Genomic DNA, 16197 nt, shown 5'->3' on the forward strand with positions numbered 1-16197 from the left:
CGACCTCAGAGGATGTAGCGGCTCAGGTCTTCGTTGCCGGCGAGATCCGCGAGCTGGGCATCCACATAGTCGGCATCGATGCTGACCGTCTGGCCGCTGTGATCGGCGGCGCTGTAGGAGATGGTCTCGAGCAGGCGCTCCATGATGGTGTGCAGCCGCCGGGCGCCGATGTTTTCGGTGTGGGCGTTCACCTGCCAGGCCATTCGGGCGATGCGATCAACCCCGTCCGCCGTGAACGCCAGCTCGACCCCTTCGGTGCGCAGCAGCGCCTGGTACTGGCGGACCAGCGAGGCATCGGGATCGGTGAGGATGGCCACGAAGTCTTCCACCGCCAGCGATGACAGCTCGACACGGATCGGCAGCCGGCCCTGCAGCTCGGGAATCAGGTCCGAGGGCTTGGAGACGTGGAAGGCCCCCGAGGCGATGAACAGGATATGGTCGGTGTTCACCATGCCCGAGCGGGTCGACACGGTACTGCCCTCGATGAGGGGCAGCAGGTCGCGCTGGACCCCCTCGCGGGAGATGTCGCCGCCACCACTGCCGCCGCTCTGCTCGGTCTGCCGCGCCACCTTGTCGATCTCGTCGATGAATACGATGCCGCTCTGCTCGACGGACTCGATGGCCTTCTGCTTGATTTCTTCCTCGTTGACCAGCCGGGCGGCTTCTTCCTCGCGCAGCACCCGCCAGGCCTCGGCGATGGTCAGCCGCTGACGCTCGCTGCGCTGATTGCCCAGATTCTGGAACATGCCCTGGAGCTGGCTGGTGAGCTGCTCCATGCCCGGCGGCGCCATGATGTCCATGCCCGACTGCTGACCGCGGACATCGATCTCGATCTCGCGCTCGTCGAGTTCGCCCTCGCGCAGCTTCTTGCGCATCTTCTGGCGGGTGCTGTCCTGGCTGCGGTCCTCATTGTCGCTGCCCCGGGCCTGCGGCAGCAGGGCGTCGAGAATGCGTTCCTCGGCGGCGTCATCGGCACGGCTCGACTGGCGCTGCATCTCCTGCTCGCGGATCATCCGCAGCGCGTTGTCGGTCAGGTCGCGGATCACCGATTCGACGTCGCGGCCGACATACCCCACCTCGGTGAACTTCGACGCCTCGATCTTGATGAACGGGGCGTTCGCCAGCCGTGCCAGACGCCGGGCGATTTCGGTCTTACCCACCCCGGTGGGGCCGATCATGAGGATGTTCTTGGGCGTGATCTCGGGGCGCAGCGCCGGGTCCACCTGCAGCCGCCGCCAGCGGTTGCGCAGCGCATTGGCGACCGCGCGCTTGGCGTCGCCCTGTCCGACGATGTGCTTGTCCAGCTCCTGGACGATTTCGCGGGGGGTCATCTCGCTCATCAGGCCTTCCCGTCACCGAGGGTCTCGATGGTCAGCGTATGATTGGTGTAAATGCAGATATCCGCGGCGATGCCGAGTGCGCGTTGGACAACCGTGGCGGCGTCCAGATCCGTTTCGGCCACCAGCGCCTGGGCGGCGGCCTGGGCATAGCCCGAGCCCGAGCCGATGGCCATCAGCTCGCGCTCGGGTTCGACCACGTCGCCATTGCCGGAGATCATCAGCAGGCTTTCGGCGTCGGCCACCATGAGCAGCGCCTCGAGACGCCGCAGCGCCCGGTCCGAGCGCCAGTCCTTGGCCATTTCCACCGCCGCACGGGTGAGTCGCCCGCCATGGCGCTCGAGCTGACCCTCGAAGCGCTCGAACAGCGTGAAGGCGTCGGCCGTGCCGCCGGCGAATCCCGCCAGCACCTGATCGTGGTAGAGGCGTCGGACCTTGCGGGCATTGCCCTTCATGACCGTGTTGCCAAGGGTGACCTGGCCGTCACCGCCGACGGCGATCTGCCCGCCGCGACGGACCGCCAGGATGGTGGTGCCATCAAACTGCTGCAAGACTGCTCTCCGGAGGTTGCTGGATACCGATCGTTCGCCACGCAATGTTAACGCAGCCGGGCGCCCGGGGGTTATTTTCGTCGCGCCCGTGGATGGGCCCGGTCATAGACCTCGGCCAGGTGCTGGAAGTCGAGGTGGGTGTAGATCTGCGTGGTGCCGATGTCGGCGTGCCCGAGCAGCTCCTGGACGGCGCGCAGGTCGCCGCTGGACTCGAGCAGATGGGTGGCGAAGGCATGCCGCAGCATGTGCGGATGCACCGGCCGGTCCAGGCCCTGCCGGCGCGCCCGGTCGTTGAGTCGGGTCTGAATGGCGCGGTGCGACAGCCGCCGGCCGCGGCGACTGACGAACAGCCCGATCTCTTCGGCGTCGGCCAGAGTATGGCGCACCGCCACCCAGTCGGCGATCGCCTCGCGGGCCTTGCGGCCCACCGGCACGATCCGGGTGCGCGCGCCCTTGCCCACGACCCGCAGTTCGCGGGGCCGGGGGCCGGTATCATCGAGGTTGAGGGCCGCCACCTCAGCCAGCCGCAGGCCGGCCCCGTAGATCAGTTCGAACAGCGCCCGGTCGCGGCGTTGCAGCGGATCCGCGGCCTGCCCGGCGGCCTGATCGGCGGCGGCCGGTGGGTCGAGCAGCTGGGCGGTGGTGTCGACATCGAGGGTTGCCGGCAGGCTGCGTGCCGCCCGCGGTGCCTGGATGTCGGCCGCGGGATCGGTGTCCACGCGCCCTTCGCGCTGGAGATAACGGAACAGCCCGCGCACCGCGGAGAGCTGACGCTGCAGGGATCGTGGCGACAGGCCGCGGCGGTGGTCGCGGCTGATCCATGCCCGGACGTGATGGCTGCGCACGGCTTCCCAGGTCTCGACGTCGGCCTGCTCGAGGTAGGTCGCCAGCCCGCTCAGGTCACGGCCATAGTGCTGACGGGTCAGGGCGGCCAGGCGGCGTTCGTCGCGCAGATGGGCCTGGAAACCTTCAATGTCCGCCCACAGCCGTGCGCCGTCGGCCACCGTCAGTCCCCGGCGCTGGCCCGGCGCAGGACCCGGGCGGCCAGCGCGCCGAGCTGACCGAGAAAAACCGTGCCCTGCTCGGCGTGATAGCGATGCGGGTCGCGACTGCCAATGGCGATGAAGCCGCGGATGGGCGGCTCGTCCATGGGGATGACCGCCACCGAGCCGAGCCCGTCGGTCTGAGGGTCAAAGATCAGTGCCAGGTGTTCAGCATCGAGGCCGCCCAGCACCGGCTGATTGCCGGGGAAGGCCGCCTCCAGCTGCAGCGCCCGGGCATCATCCGTGCCGATGATGGGGGCGCTGGCGGTGGCCAGGCTGTCATCGATCAGCAGGACCTGGACCACATCCGCCCTGAAGTCGTGGCGCAGTCCGTCGCGGATCGCCAGCAGCACGCCATCGAGGTCATCCGCGGCGAGCAGCTCAAGGGTGAAGCGGTGGATCTGCTCGACCAGCCGGTCGTTGTCGCGGGCCACCTGCAGCAGCTGGTCGAGGCGCTCGGCGAGGGCGTGGTTTTCTTCGCGCAGGATCGAGACCTGATATTCGATCAACGAGCGAGCGGCGCCGCTTTCGTGGGGGACGTCGAGGGCTTTGAGCACCTCGGGGTGGCGTCGCAGCAGACCCGGGTCGGCGCGCAGGTAATCGAGCACCTGTGCCTCGTCGATGGGCTGCGCCGGCATCGCTGATTCACCCGTCTGACCGCTCATATCGCTCCTGTCGTCAGTCTGCCCTCGAACACATGCTGCGCCGGCCCGGTCATCCAGACCGGGTGGCCCTCGCCGCGCCAGTGTATCACCAGCTCGCCGCCGGTCAGTGCAAGTCGGACCGTGGGGTCGAACCAGTCGTTGAGAATACCGGCCACCACCGCGGCACAGGCGCCGGTGCCGCAGGCCGGCGTCTCGCCCACGCCCCGTTCGACCACCCGCAGCTGTCCGCTGCCGCGGTCGTCGACCGCCAGAAAACCCGCGTTGACGTGGTTGGGGAAGCGCGGATGCGACACCAGCTGCGGGCCCAGGGTGGCCACCGGGGCCGTCTGGACGTCGTCAACCCGCAGCACCAAGTGGGGGTTGCCCATGGACACCGCCGCCACCGAAAGGGTCTCACCCGCGACGGCCAGCGGGTAGCGGGCCTGGCGGCCGGGGGCGTCGAACGGGATGGCGGCCGGCTCGAGGATCGGCGCCCCCATATCGACCCGAACCCGATCGGCGTCGACCGCTTCCACCCGGGTCAGGCCGGCGTCGGTCTCCAGGCACAGGGCGTCGGCGTCGTGCAGCCCCTGGTCGCGCAGAAAGCGCGCCATGCAGCGCACGCCGTTGCCGCAGTGCTCCACCTCGGTGCCGTCGGCGTTCCAGATCCGGTAGCGGAAGTCGGCATCCGGACGGCGGGCGGGCGCGGCCATCAGTACCTGGTCGCAGCCAATGCCGTAGCGCCGGTCGGCAATGCGGCGGATCCATTCCGGTGTGGGCTGGATGGACTGGCGGATGGCGTCGAACACGACAAAGTCATTGCCGAGCCCCTGCAGCTTGGAAAAGGCCAGGCTCACGGCGACTCCAGCAGGTGCTCGCCCTGCCACAGCGCTTCGAGGGGTTCGCGTTCGCGGATCAGGTGCGCCTGGTCGCCGTCCACCAGCACCTCGGCCGGACGCGGCCGGGCGTTGTACTGCGAGGCCATGACGAAGCCGTAGGCGCCGGTGGCATGAATGGCCAGCAGCGTGCCCGGGCGCAGCGCCAGGGAGCGCTCGCTGCCGAGGGTGTCGGCGCTTTCGCAGACCGGCCCGACGATGTCGTAGAGGCGCGGATCGGCATCCACCGGCTCGGCGGTCTCGATGCGCTGCCAGGCGTTGTAGAGCGCCGGGCGCAGCAGGTCGGTCATCGCCGCATCGACAATCGCGAAGTCGCGGTGGCCGGGCTTGAGGTATTCCACCCGGGTCAGGAGCAGACCCGCTTCGCCCACCAGCGCCCGGCCCGGTTCCATGAGCAGTTTCTGGCGCCGCCCGGCGAGCAGCGGGCCGAGGCGCTCGGCCAGCGCGGCGGGGGTGGGCGGCGTTTCGTCCTCGTAGCGGATGCCCAGACCGCCGCCGATATCCAGATGCGCCAGCGGGATGCCGTCGGCTTCCAGCCGGTCCACCAGGGCCAGGCTGCGCGACAGGGCATCCACCAGCGGCTCGAGCTCGGTGAGCTGCGAGCCGATGTGGAAATCCATCCCGGTCACCGCAATGCCCGGCAGCGATGCGGCATGGTGATAGAGCCCCTCGGCGGCCTGGATGTCGATGCCGAACTTGTTTTCCTTGAGCCCCGTGGAGATGTAGGGATGGGTGCGGGCGTCGACATCGGGGTTGACCCGCAGCGACACCGGCGCGCGCTGCCCGCTGCGCACGGCGACCGCGTTGATCCGCTCGAGCTCGGCGGCGGATTCGATGTTGAACGCCAGAATGCCCGCCGCCAGCGCCTGCTCGATCTCGGCCTCGGTCTTTCCTACGCCCGAGAACACCACCCGCGCGGGATCGCCGCCGGCGCGCAGGACCCGCGCCAGCTCGCCGCCCGAGACGATGTCAAAACCGCTGCCAAGCCGCGCCAGCAGCTGCAGGATCGCCAGGCTGCCGTTGGCCTTCACGGCGTAGCAGATCTGATGATCAAAACCGGCAAAGGCCTGGTCATAGGCCCGCCAGGCCGACTCGATGGCGGCGCGTGAATAGACGTAGAGCGGCGTCCCGAAGCGCTCGGCGAGCGCCGGGGTGGGGCAGTCCTCGACGGCCAGGGTGGCGTCCGGGCGATGGATCACGATGCGGTCTCCGCGTCGGAGGCGGTGTCGGCCTCGGGCATGTAGAGATCGCCCTTGACCCCGCAGCCGGTGAGCAGGATTAGCGTGATCAGGGCCAGACAAGGCAGGATACGTAGCGACATGCAGACTCGGGGTTTCATGTGGAACACCAGTATAGGGGGACACAGGCAATGGCGGAACAGCCGCTGGAGACCGTGGAAACAGCCGGCCCGGCGCCGGAATGCAGTGTCATCTGGCTGCACGGGCTGGGTGCCAGCGGCCATGACTTTGAGCCCATCGTCCCACAGCTGGGACTGCCGTCACCGGAGCTCGTGCGGTTCGTGTTTCCGCATGCGCCCTCCCAGCCCGTAACGCTGAACGGCGGGCTCTCGATGCCGGCCTGGTACGACATCTACGGCCTGTCCGCGGGCACGCCGCAGGACGAGCCCGGTCTGGACGCCGCCGCCGGCTGGATCGACACCCTGATCCAGCGCGAAATCGCCCGCGGGATCCCACCCCAGCGTCTGGTGCTGGCCGGGTTCTCGCAGGGCGGTGCGCTGGCGCTGCACACCGGCCTGCGCTATGCCGAGGGCCTGGCGGGCATCATGGGGCTGTCCACCTATCTGCCGCTGGCCGATCACCTGGGTCAGGCCCGGGCCGCCGCCAACCGCGATACCCCGATCTTTCTGGCCCACGGCCATCACGACCCGGTGCTGGCGTATCGGCTGGGCACGGATTCGCGGGACGCCCTCGAGGCGCTGGGGTATCCCGTGGAGTGGCACGACTACCCCATGGAGCACCAGGTCTGCATGGAAGAGATTGCCGACATCGGCGCCTGGCTGCGCCGGGTGCTGGCCCTCTAGCGGTCGCTGTCCCGGCCGAGCCGCCGGCGCGCGGCGGCCACCTGCCGGCGGACCTGCGCCGGGGCGGTCCCACCGGTGTGATCGCGGGCCGCCAGCGAGCCCTCCAGGGTCAGCACGCCAAAGACATCCTCGCCGATGGCCGTTGAAAAGCCCTGCAGTTCGGCCAGCGACAGATCCGCCAGATCGCGGCCCTCGGCCACGCCATAGGCCACTGCCCTGCCGACGATCTCGTGGGCGTCGCGAAAGGCCACGCCCTGGCGCACCAGGTAGTCGGCCAGGTCGGTGGCCGTCGCAAAGCCCTCGCGGGCCGCCGCCCGGGTGCGCCCGCGGTTGACGGTCAGCGCCGGCACCATGTCGGCAAACGCCCGCAGGCTGTCGCGCAGGGCGTCGGCGGCATCAAACAGCGGTTCCTTGTCTTCCTGGTTGTCGCGGTTGTAGGCAAGCGGCTGGCCCTTCATCAGGGTCAGCAGGGTGTGCAGGGCGCCCTGCACCCGGGCGCTCTTGCCGCGCACCAGTTCGGCCACATCGGGGTTCTTTTTCTGCGGCATGATCGAGCTGCCGGTGCAGAAGCGGTCGGGCAGATCGATGAAGCCGGTCAGCGGTGACGCCCAGATCACCAGCTCCTCGGCCATGCGCGACAGATGGGTCATGGTCAGCGCCGCCGCCGAGACGAATTCAATGGCGAAGTCGCGATCCGAGACGGCATCCAGGGAATTGCGGGTGGGTGCATCAAAGCCCAGCGCCGCACAGGTCTGGTCGCGATCGATGGGAAAGGTCGTCCCCGCGAGCGCCGCCGAGCCCAGCGGCATTTCGTTGGCGCGCCGCCGGACGTCGTGGAGCCGTGACTCGTCGCGCACCAGCATTTCGTACCAGGCCAGCATGTGATGGCCAAAGCTCACCGGCTGGGCCACCTGCAGATGGGTGAAGCCGGGCATGACGGTGTCCGCCTCGCGCTCGGCCAGATCCACCAGTCCCGCCTGAAAGCGCCGCAGCAGCGTGAGGTTGCCGTCGATGACCGTGCGCAGCCAGAGGCGGATGTCGGTGGCGATCTGATCGTTGCGCGAGCGCCCGGTATGCAGCCGCTTGCCCGCCTCACCGATGCGCTGGGTGAGACGCGCCTCGATGTTCATGTGGACATCCTCGAGGGCCGGATCCCAGGGGAACCCGCCGGCCTCGATCTCGGCCTCGATGGCCTGTAACCCGGCGTCGATGGCCGCGCCGTCGTCCGCACTGATGATCCCGCAGTCCGCGAGCATTCTGGCGTGGGCGCGGGAGCCGCGGATGTCCTCGCGGTAGAGGCGTCGATCGTAGTGTTCGGAGGCGCTGAAGGCCGCCACGAAGGCGTCGGTCGCTTCGCTGAAACGACCACTCCAGAGACCCTTGGCGTCTGACTCGCTCATTGCCATCCATTCCTCTCGGCTGGGCGGCAGTATAGCAGCCGACCGGCCGCCTGCGCCGGATGCCCGGTCTGTGAACCGGTTGGCGAACGCCGCGGGCGCGGTTTTCCATGCTCGAGCCTCCACTTGATGAGCGCCCGGGAGGAACCGACATGATGAAGATTGTGATTGCCTGCGAGCAGCCCGCCCTGCGCGAGCGTCTGGCGCGACTCGCCGCCAACCGTTCGGGCTGGCGGATTGGCGGGGTGTTCGAGACCCCGGCGGACGCCCCGCCCAGTCACCGCCTTGACCCGGTGGATGCGGTGGTGCTGGGCGTGCGCGATGCCCGGCATCTGGCCGCGGCGGTGGCGCTGGCCAATGCCACGCCGGCCCCGGCGATCCTGCTGGCCTGCGAAATGACCGACCCCATCCTCCCGCAGCTTGAGGCCAGCGGAATCGACTACGTCCTGGACAGCGTCCAGCCGGCGCGTTTCGGGGCCGCCCTCGAGGCCGCCCGTCCCCTGAGCGCCGGCCAGATCGTCCGCCTCCAGGCCCCGGGCGCCGGTGACGAGCGCCGGCATATCCTCTGCCGCCGGCGCAACGGCCTGAGCCTGATTCCGGTGGATGACGTGCGCTGCTTTGTGGCCGATCACAAGTACGTCAGCGTGCAGCACGACGCCGGTGAGGATCTGATCGAAGAGTCGCTGTGCGGTCTCGAGGCGGAATTCGGGCAACGCTTTCTGCGGGTGCACCGCAGTGCCCTGGTGGCCCGGGACGCCCTGCGGGGGCTGGAGAAGGACGTCGAGGGTCGCACCCTCGCCCGGGTGGAGGGCAGCGACGAGACCCTGCCGGTCAGCCGGCGTCGCCTGCCCACGGTCCGGCGCTGGATGCGGGGCGCGGCGGCGCCGGGCTGACGCTTTGCGTGGGGGCGATCAGGCGGTATCGTTGCGCATTATCGCAACTGACCGCCCGGCTCGCCCCGGGTCCACGCATTCATGTCCATCACCCATCTGCGCATCGCCACCCGTCGTAGTCCACTGGCCATCTGGCAGGCCGAGCACGTGGCTGAGCGCCTGCGGGCCCGTCATCCGGGGCTCGAGGTCGAGCTGGTCCGCCTGTCCACCCGCGGCGACGAAATCACCGATCGGCCGCTGATGGCGGTGGGCGGCAAGGCCCTGTTCGTCAAGGCGCTCGAGGAGGGCATGCTGGCGGGCAAGGCCGACATCGCCGTGCATTCCATGAAAGACATCCCCGCGGAGGTCCCGGATGAATTCCGGGTGCCGGTGATCCTCGCCCGTGACGACCCCTTCGACGCCTTTGTCTCGCGCCACTACGGTGCCCTTGGTGAACTGCCCACCGGCGGCTGCGTGGGCACGGCAAGCCTGCGCCGCGAGTGTCAGATCCGCGCCCGACGCCCGGACCTGACGGTGACGTCGCTGCGCGGCAACGTCCAGACCCGGCTCGGCAAGCTCGATGCCGGCGAATTCGATGCCATCGTGCTGGCCGCCTCCGGCCTGCGGCGACTGGGCATGGCCGATCAGATCACCCGGGCGATGCCCGCCGAGGAAAGCCTGCCGGCGGTGGGTCAGGGGGCGCTGGCCATTGAGTGCCGCGCTGACGATCCCGAGGTGGAGGCGTTGATCCGCGATCTCGACGACCCGGACAGCCACGACCGGGTGGCGGCGGAGCGCGCGGTCAATGCCCGGCTGGAGGGCAGCTGCCATGTCCCGCTGGCCGCCTATGCGGTGCTGGAGGGCGACGACCTGTGGCTGCGCGCCCTGGTGGCCAGTCGCGATGGCCGCCAGGTGCTGCGTGCCGAGGGCCGCGCGTCCCGCCACGGGGCCGAGGCCCTGGGCAATACGGTTGCCGGGGACCTGCTCGCGCAGGGGGCCGGCGAGATCCTCGCCGATATTCAGTGACCACCGCAGACGCCCTGGCCGGCCGCCGGATCCTGGTGACCCGGCCCGAGGGCCAGGCCGACGGGCTGATCCACTGCCTTGAGGCCGCGGGCGCCGCGGTCCTGCACCGCCCCACCCTGCAGATCGTTGCCCTCGCGCCGGCGCTGCCGGCCATCCCCCGTGTGGACTGGCTCGTGTTCACCAGTCCCAACGCCGTCCGGCATGGCGTCGGCCGGCTGCCGACGGAGCGGCGCGGGGACGCCCGCGTGGCCGCGGTCGGGCCGGGCACCGCCACCGCCGCGCGGCGCCAGGGGCTGGCGGTCAATGCCGCGCCCCAGTCGGGTGGTGGCGCGGATGACCTGTTGGCTGAAGCGGCGTTCGATGCCGGCGCCGGTGCCCGGGTGCTGATCATTCGTGGCGAAGGCGGACGCCGCCGTCTGCCGGAGGCGCTGCGCGAGCGCGGCGCCACGGTGGACGAGTGGGTGGTCTACCGGCGCGAGGTGCCGGACGGTGGACTGGCAATTCCCCGGGAGTGGCAGGCCCGGCCGCTTGACTGCACAATTGTGACAAGCACCAGTGGCCTGTCGGGCCTGCTCGGCATGGCGGGGTCAGGCGCGCTAGAGTGGTTGCAGAAAAGCCGGCTGGTCACCGTGAGCGAGCGCATCGCGATGGCCGCCGTCCGCGCGGGATGGGATGCCCCCGGCATCGCCGCTGGCGCGGACGATCAGGCAATTACAAGGGCGGTGTGTGCCGCGCTGCAGAGAGAGAGCGATGAGCAAGACAGACAAGGACGCACAGAAGGCCCTCGAGACGACCCCGGGCGATGACGGCCCGGCACCGGATGATGCCTCGACGGCGGCCCCGGCCGAACCCGCGGCACCGGCGACGGGGCGCGGGCCCGGGCGGCTTGCGTTGGTCGTGGCCCTGCTGGTCGCGCTGCTCGTGGCGGCGGGCGGGGGGTATCTCATCTGGCAGATGCAGCAGCTTGCCGACGCTCAGGCCGACCTCGCCGCCCGCAGCGAACTCGAGACCCTGCGCGACGATCAGCAGACCGCCCTGGGCGAGCTCAACGGCCGCGTCACCAACCTCAACGAACAGCTCGAATCGCGCCTGCAGTCGCTGGCCCAGCTCGAAAACCGCATGGCCGATCAGGTCAGCGCCCGCCGCGAACTGGCCGACCGGGTGGATCAGCTCTACCGCCGCATGAACTCAGAGACCGATGACTGGCGCATTGCCGAGGCCGGCTATCTGGCCCGTATGGCCGTGCATCGTGTGCGCTTCAACGGCGATATCGCGGGTGCCCTCGAGGCGCTGGAGGCCGCCGACGTCCTGCTCTCCGGCCTGGGCGGCGTGGGCATCGACCGGCGTGAGGCGATTGGCCGTGCCGTTGATCAGCTGCTGGACGTCAAGCGGATCGATCAGGTGGCCATCAACCGCGGGCTCGACCGGGTGGCGGATCAACTCGGCACGCTGCCACTGGCCGCCGGTATCCAGCGCTTCGAGACCGCCGACACCACCGCCGGGGCGCGGAGCGATGCGCCGGCGGGGGGCTGGCAGGCACGCCTGGATCGTGCCGGCGACCGGCTCATGACGGGGCTCAGCGAGCTGGTCACCGTCAGCCGCGACCGCCAGGTCGAGCCGCTGCCCGAGCCGGAGTCCCGGTTCCTGCTGCAGCAGAACCTGCGCCTGCAGATCGAGTCGGCGCGACTGGCGGCCCTGCGGGGCGAGCCCGCCACCTATGACAACGCCCTCAAGCGCATCGACGACTGGGTGAGCGCCTACTTTGATTCCAGCGCCGAGTCGGTGAGCGCGGTCCGCGAGCGCCTCGCGGATCTGATGGACGAGCCCGTGAAGGTTGAGCGGCCCGCCATCGGCGAGACCCTCGCCCCCGTGCTCAATGACGGTGGCCAGTCATGATCCGCCGGCTCATCCTTCTGGTCCTGCTGCTGCTGGCCAGCGTGTCGGCGGCGCAGTGGTTCGCCAACGAAGGCGGCTTTCTGATGCTGCGGGTGGGTGAATGGACCATCCAGACGAGCCTGTTCGTGGCGGTGCTCGCCTTCATTGCCCTGTGGGCGGCGGTGACTCTGGCGGTGGGGCTGCTGCGGCGGACGCTCCGGGCGCCCGGTCAGGTGCGCGAGCGGCTCGCCAGCCGGCGCACGCACCGGGCCCAGCGCGAGCTGATCGATGGGCTGATCGAGCTGGCCGAAGGGCGCTATGCCCAGGCCGAGCGCCATCTCGAGGGCACCAGTGGTTTTTCGCAGCAGCCGCTCATGCACCATCTGCTGGCGGCCATCGCCGCCCAGCGCCGTGGCGAGTGGCAGCGCCGGGACGACCTGCTGGTGGCGGCCGATTCCGCCAATCCACGGGCACGGCTGGCGGTGGGCCTGCTGCAGGCCCAGCTACAGGTCGATGCCGAGCAGTGGGAACAGGCCCTGGCAACGCTGGGCTGGCTGCGCGAGAAAGCGCCTCGCAACCACCGCGTGCTCATGCTGCAGGCACGCGCCATGCGTGCGGTGGAGGACTTTGCCGGATTGATGGATCTGCTGCCGGACCTGCGCCGTGAGCAGTCCCTGCCCAGTGCCGAGCTCACCGCCATCGAACAGCGGGCCCTGGACGAGCGGATCAATGCCCTGGGCGCCTCGGCCAATGCCGACAGCCTGGGGCGCATCTGGAAGTCGCTGCCCAAGAGCCGGCGCCGTGATCCGGTCCTGCAGGCCCGCTACGCGCGGGCGCTGATCGACGCCGATTGCCCGGTCACCGCCGAGCGCCAGCTGCGCCGCTGGCTGCGCCAGCGCTGGGAGCCGATGCTGGTGGAAGTCTACGGCGAGCTGCCCCTGCCCGCCGAGCGGGTCTACAACCGCCTCACCGGCTGGCTCAACGAGCGCCCCGACGATCCGGCGCTGCTCTACGCGGCGGCCCGCCAGGCGGCCCGCGCGAAAGACTGGGGACCGGCCCGGCGGCACCTTGAGGCGGCCGTCGCCCGCGATGACAACCCGACCACGGCGCGGCTGCTTGCCGAGCTCTACGAGCGCCTCGGCGAGCATGACCGCGCCCGCCAGGCCTATCGCCAGGCCCTGGGCCTGGACCCGATCGGCAACAGCCTGCCGCGGATGGACGCCCCGAGCGATTAGGCCCGCAGGATGATCGAGCCGCTGCTCTGGCGCGATTCCAGGCGCTGATGGGCCGCACCCGCCTCGGCCAGCGGCCACTCGCTGTCGATGTGGATCTGCAGGTCGCCGGCGGCGACGCGGGCGAACAGGGCGTCGGCCGCCGCCTGCAGTTCGGCCGGGGTGCCGATATAGTCGAACAGCGACGGCCGGGTCAGAAACAGCGATCCCCCCGCCGCCAGCTGGCCCACCTCGATGGCGGGCGGTGCGCCGGATGACTGGCCAAAGCTGACCAGCAATCCCCGCTTGGCGAGACAGGCCAGCGATGCCGTCAGGGTATCCGCACCCACCGAGTCATAGACCACCTGCACGCCCTCGCCGCCGGTGAGGGCCTGGACCCGTTCGCTGACCGATTCGTCGCGGTAGAGCACCGGATGGTGGCAGCCATGGGCGCGGGCCTGCTCGGCCTTCTCCGCGCTGCCCACGGTGCCGATCACGGTGGCCCCGAGGTGATGGGCCCACTGAGAGAGCAGCAGCCCGACACCGCCCGCCGCGGCGTGGATCAGGACCCGATCCCCCGGTCCCACGGCGTGGACCCGTTCGAGCAGCATGTGCGCGGTCATGCCCTTGAGCATCATGGCCGCGGCCCGCTCGCTGGTGATGGCCGCCGGCAGTGCCACCACCCGATCGGCGCTGATCACCCGTTCGCGGGCATAGGCCCCTGGCGGACCACCGACATAGGCCACGCGCTGGCCGGGTGTCAGCGTGTCGACGCCGTCGCCCACGGCCAGCACCTCGCCAGCGGCTTCCAGCCCCGGCGTAAAGGGCATCTGCGCGGGCCGGTAGAGCCCGGTGCGGAAGTAGACATCGATGTAGTTGACGCCGATATGGGTCTGGCGGATGTGGACCTCGCCGGGACCGGGCGTGACAGCGGCGGTCTCGGCAAGCCGTAGCTCGTCGGGGCCGCCGAAGGATTCAATGCGGATGGCCTGATTCATGCCGGACTCCCGTCCTTGCCGCCCTCAATACCGGCTTCGACGCCGGCCAGGGCCGTGAGGTTGACGACGCCCCGCACCGTCACCGACGGCGTGAGGATGTGGGCTGGCTTGGCCATGCCCAGCACGATGGGACCGATCGACACGGCGTCGGTGACGGTCTTGAGCAGATTGAAGGCGATATTGGCCGCATCCAGCGTGGGCATGATCAGCAGGTTGGCCTCGCCCTCGAGCTGCGAGTTGGGAAAGATGCGCCGGCGGATTTCCTCATTGAGGGCGGCATCGCCATGCATCTCGCCCTCGACCTCCAGTGAGGGGTCGCGGAACTGGACCTGATGGAGGGCCTCGCGCATCTTGGCGGCCTCGGCATCGTCCGAGGTGCCGAAGTTGCTGTGCGAGAGCATCGCCACCTTGGGCACCATGCCGAAGCGGCGGATCTCGTCGGCGGCGAGGGTGGTCATCTCCGCGAGCTGGTCGGCGCTGGGGTGGTGATTGACGTAGGTGTCACACAGAAACAGCGTGCCCTTGGGGGTGATGATGGCGTTCATCGCCGCCAGATTGGCCACCCCTTCGCGCCGGCCGATGACCTCGGTGACATAGTCGAGCTGGCGGTGGTACTTGCCCACCGCGCCCGAGAGCATGGCGTCGGCCTCGCCCCGGTGCACCATCAGCGAGGCGATCACGGTGTTGCGCGTGCGCACGATCTGGCGGGCCCGGTCGGGGGTGACGCCGCGCCGCTCCATGAGCGAGTGATAGAGCTGCCAGTAGGCCTTGAAGCGCGGATCGTCCTCGGGGTCCACCAGCTCGAAGTCGTCATCGACGGCGAGTCGCAGGCCCAGGCGCTGGATGCGCATTTTGACCACCCGGCGGCGGCCGATGACGATGGGCTTCGCCAGACCGTCGTCCACCACCAGCTGCACCGCCTGGAGGATGCGCTCGTCCTCGCCGTCGCCGTACGCCACCCGGCGCGGGTTCTGACTGGCGCGCTCGAAGATCGGCTTCATGAGCAGGCCCGACTGGAAGACATAGTTCGACAGCCGGCGGCGATAGGCGGCGAAATCCTCGATGGGTCGGGTGGCCACCCCGCTTTCCATGGCGGCGCGGGCCACTTCGGGGGCGATGCGCGTGATCAGGCGCGGATCGAAGGGCTTGGGGATCAGGTATTCGGGGCCGAACGACAGCGGTCTGCCGCCATACGCCGCGCGCACCACATCCGAGGATTCCATGGTGGCCAGATCCGCGATGGCGCGCACGCAGGCCTTTTTCATTTCGTCGTTGATGGTGGTCGCGCCCACGTCCAGCGCGCCGCGGAAGATGAACGGAAAGCACAGGACGTTGTTGACCTGATTGGGGTAATCCGAGCGGCCGGTGGAGATGATGGCGTCGGGCCGGGCGTCGAGGGCGTCCTCGGGCAGAATCTCGGGGGTGGGGTTGGCCAGCGCCATGATCATGGGCTTGTCCGCCATGCGCTTGACCATCGCCGGCGTCAGCACGCCCGGGGCGGATAGCCCCAGAAAGATATCCGCGCCATCGATGGCCTCGCCCAGGGTGCGGGCGTCGGTGTCGCTGGCGTAGACCCCCTTGCGCGCATCCATGTACTCGGTCCGGCCCTTGTAGATCACGCCCTGCCGGTCGGTGGCGATGACGTTGGCCGGGTTGAGGCCCATCGACACCAGCAGATCCAGGCAGGCCACCGCCGAGGCCCCGGCGCCGGAGGTCACCAGCTTGATGTCCTCGAAGCGCTTGCCCACCAGGCGCAGGCCGTTATAGATGGCGGCGGCGGCGGTAATGGCCGTGCCGTGCTGGTCGTCGTGGAAGACCGGGATGTTCATGCGCTCGCGCAGCTGGGCCTCGACCTCGAAGCACTCCGGCGCCTTGATGTCTTCGAGGTTGATGGCGCCGAAGGTCGGCTCGAGCCGGGCGATGGTCTCCACCAGCTGACCGGCGTCGGTCTCGTCGATTTCGATGTCGAAGACGTCGATGCCGGCGAACTTCTTGAACAGGACGCCCTTGCCCTCCATGACCGGCTTGGAGGCGAGGGGCCCGATCGCCCCCAGCCCCAGCACCGCCGTGCCGTTGGTGATGACGCCCACCAGATTGCCGCGGGCGGTGACATTGGCGGCTTCGCGCTCGTTCTCGACAATCGCCTCGCAGGCGGCGGCCACACCCGGGCTGTAGGCCAGGGCCAGATCGCGCTGGTTGGCCAGCGGCTTGGTGGGGGAGACCGTGATTTTCCCCGGCGTCGGGTTGCGATGGTAGTCGAGCGCGTTCTGTTTAAAGTCCTCAGCCATGGCGGTCTCTCTGCGTGG

The 16197-nt window shown here is 69.6% G+C and carries 16 protein-coding genes; 6 read left to right on the top strand and 10 right to left on the bottom strand.

Annotation, left to right across the window (positions count from 1 at the left end):
- Window positions 1–5 precede the first annotated feature (5 nt).
- The 7 genes from hslU to lptM all read right to left on the bottom strand — a co-directional run bounded on the left by hslU (window position 6) and on the right by lptM (window position 5792).
- On the bottom strand, window positions 6–1340 hold the full coding sequence (gene hslU / locus BBH56_RS08780) for an ATP-dependent protease ATPase subunit HslU (protein WP_069133846.1): 1335 nt from the start codon (window positions 1338–1340) through the stop codon (window positions 6–8).
- The gene (hslV, locus tag BBH56_RS08785) at window positions 1340–1888 is read right to left on the bottom strand and encodes an ATP-dependent protease subunit HslV (protein WP_069133847.1); all 549 of its coding nucleotides are present in this window, start codon (window positions 1886–1888) and stop codon (window positions 1340–1342) included. The genes hslU and hslV overlap by 1 nt, the downstream gene beginning before the upstream one ends.
- A gap of 71 nt (window positions 1889–1959) precedes the next feature.
- Entirely contained in the window at window positions 1960–2892 is a 933-nt protein-coding gene (gene xerC / locus BBH56_RS08790) for a tyrosine recombinase XerC (protein WP_148122592.1), read from the bottom strand.
- A gap of 2 nt (window positions 2893–2894) precedes the next feature.
- The gene (locus BBH56_RS08795) at window positions 2895–3596 is read right to left on the bottom strand and encodes a DUF484 family protein (RefSeq protein ID WP_144346884.1); all 702 of its coding nucleotides are present in this window, start codon (window positions 3594–3596) and stop codon (window positions 2895–2897) included.
- Window positions 3593–4432 carry a diaminopimelate epimerase gene (gene dapF, locus BBH56_RS08800; protein WP_148122593.1) on the bottom strand — a complete coding sequence of 280 codons (840 nt, stop codon included), beginning with the start codon at window positions 4430–4432 and terminating at the stop codon, window positions 3593–3595. Before dapF ends, BBH56_RS08795 begins: the two co-directional genes overlap by 4 nt.
- Window positions 4429–5670 (bottom strand): diaminopimelate decarboxylase, encoded by a 1242-nt coding sequence (gene lysA, locus BBH56_RS08805; RefSeq protein WP_235013496.1) that lies wholly within the window; start codon window positions 5668–5670, stop codon window positions 4429–4431. The genes dapF and lysA overlap by 4 nt, the downstream gene beginning before the upstream one ends.
- Window positions 5667–5792, bottom strand: a complete 126-nt coding sequence (gene lptM, locus BBH56_RS08810; RefSeq protein WP_110882552.1) for an LPS translocon maturation chaperone LptM — start codon at window positions 5790–5792, stop codon at window positions 5667–5669. Before lptM ends, lysA begins: the two co-directional genes overlap by 4 nt.
- A 48-nt stretch (window positions 5793–5840) precedes the next feature.
- Here lptM and BBH56_RS08815 point away from each other — a divergent pair, with 48 nt between their 5' ends.
- Window positions 5841–6512 (top strand): alpha/beta hydrolase, encoded by a 672-nt coding sequence (locus tag BBH56_RS08815; RefSeq protein ID WP_148122594.1) that lies wholly within the window; start codon window positions 5841–5843, stop codon window positions 6510–6512.
- Here the strand turns inward: BBH56_RS08815 and argH are convergent.
- Entirely contained in the window at window positions 6509–7912 is a 1404-nt protein-coding gene (gene argH, locus BBH56_RS08820) for an argininosuccinate lyase (protein ID WP_148122595.1), read from the bottom strand. The two genes, BBH56_RS08815 and argH, sit on opposite strands and share 4 nt — an antisense overlap.
- A 149-nt stretch (window positions 7913–8061) precedes the next feature.
- Between argH and BBH56_RS08825 the strand changes: the two genes are divergently transcribed.
- The 5 genes from BBH56_RS08825 (at window position 8062) to BBH56_RS08845 (ending at window position 12917) form a co-directional block, all read left to right on the top strand.
- A complete protein-coding gene (locus BBH56_RS08825; protein WP_157809143.1) occupies window positions 8062–8802 on the top strand; it encodes a LytR/AlgR family response regulator transcription factor in 741 nt (246 codons plus the stop codon).
- Between the two features lie 81 nt (window positions 8803–8883).
- Window positions 8884–9807 carry a hydroxymethylbilane synthase gene (gene hemC, locus BBH56_RS08830; protein WP_148122597.1) on the top strand — a complete coding sequence of 308 codons (924 nt, stop codon included), beginning with the start codon at window positions 8884–8886 and terminating at the stop codon, window positions 9805–9807.
- Window positions 9804–10613 (top strand): uroporphyrinogen-III synthase, encoded by an 810-nt coding sequence (locus BBH56_RS08835; RefSeq protein WP_148122788.1) that lies wholly within the window; start codon window positions 9804–9806, stop codon window positions 10611–10613. Before hemC ends, BBH56_RS08835 begins: the two co-directional genes overlap by 4 nt.
- The gene (locus BBH56_RS08840) at window positions 10558–11703 is read left to right on the top strand and encodes a uroporphyrinogen-III C-methyltransferase (RefSeq protein ID WP_157809144.1); all 1146 of its coding nucleotides are present in this window, start codon (window positions 10558–10560) and stop codon (window positions 11701–11703) included. The genes BBH56_RS08835 and BBH56_RS08840 overlap by 56 nt, the downstream gene beginning before the upstream one ends.
- Complete coding sequence (locus tag BBH56_RS08845; protein WP_110882228.1) at window positions 11700–12917, top strand: heme biosynthesis HemY N-terminal domain-containing protein; 1218 nt, start codon at window positions 11700–11702, stop codon at window positions 12915–12917. Before BBH56_RS08840 ends, BBH56_RS08845 begins: the two co-directional genes overlap by 4 nt.
- On the opposite strand, the gene BBH56_RS08850 is transcribed toward BBH56_RS08845, so the two are convergent.
- Both BBH56_RS08850 and BBH56_RS08855 read right to left on the bottom strand, forming a co-directional pair.
- Window positions 12914–13891: a quinone oxidoreductase family protein gene (locus BBH56_RS08850; protein ID WP_148122599.1), complete on the bottom strand. Its 978-nt coding sequence runs from the start codon at window positions 13889–13891 to the stop codon at window positions 12914–12916. The two genes, BBH56_RS08845 and BBH56_RS08850, sit on opposite strands and share 4 nt — an antisense overlap.
- On the bottom strand, window positions 13888–16179 hold the full coding sequence (locus BBH56_RS08855; RefSeq protein ID WP_148122600.1) for an NADP-dependent malic enzyme: 2292 nt from the start codon (window positions 16177–16179) through the stop codon (window positions 13888–13890). The genes BBH56_RS08850 and BBH56_RS08855 overlap by 4 nt, the downstream gene beginning before the upstream one ends.
- Window positions 16180–16197 lie beyond the last annotated feature (18 nt).

Origin of the sequence: Spiribacter roseus, assembly GCF_002813635.1 — a bacterium.
GTDB classification, from domain to species: Bacteria; Pseudomonadota; Gammaproteobacteria; order Nitrococcales; family Nitrococcaceae; genus Spiribacter; species Spiribacter roseus.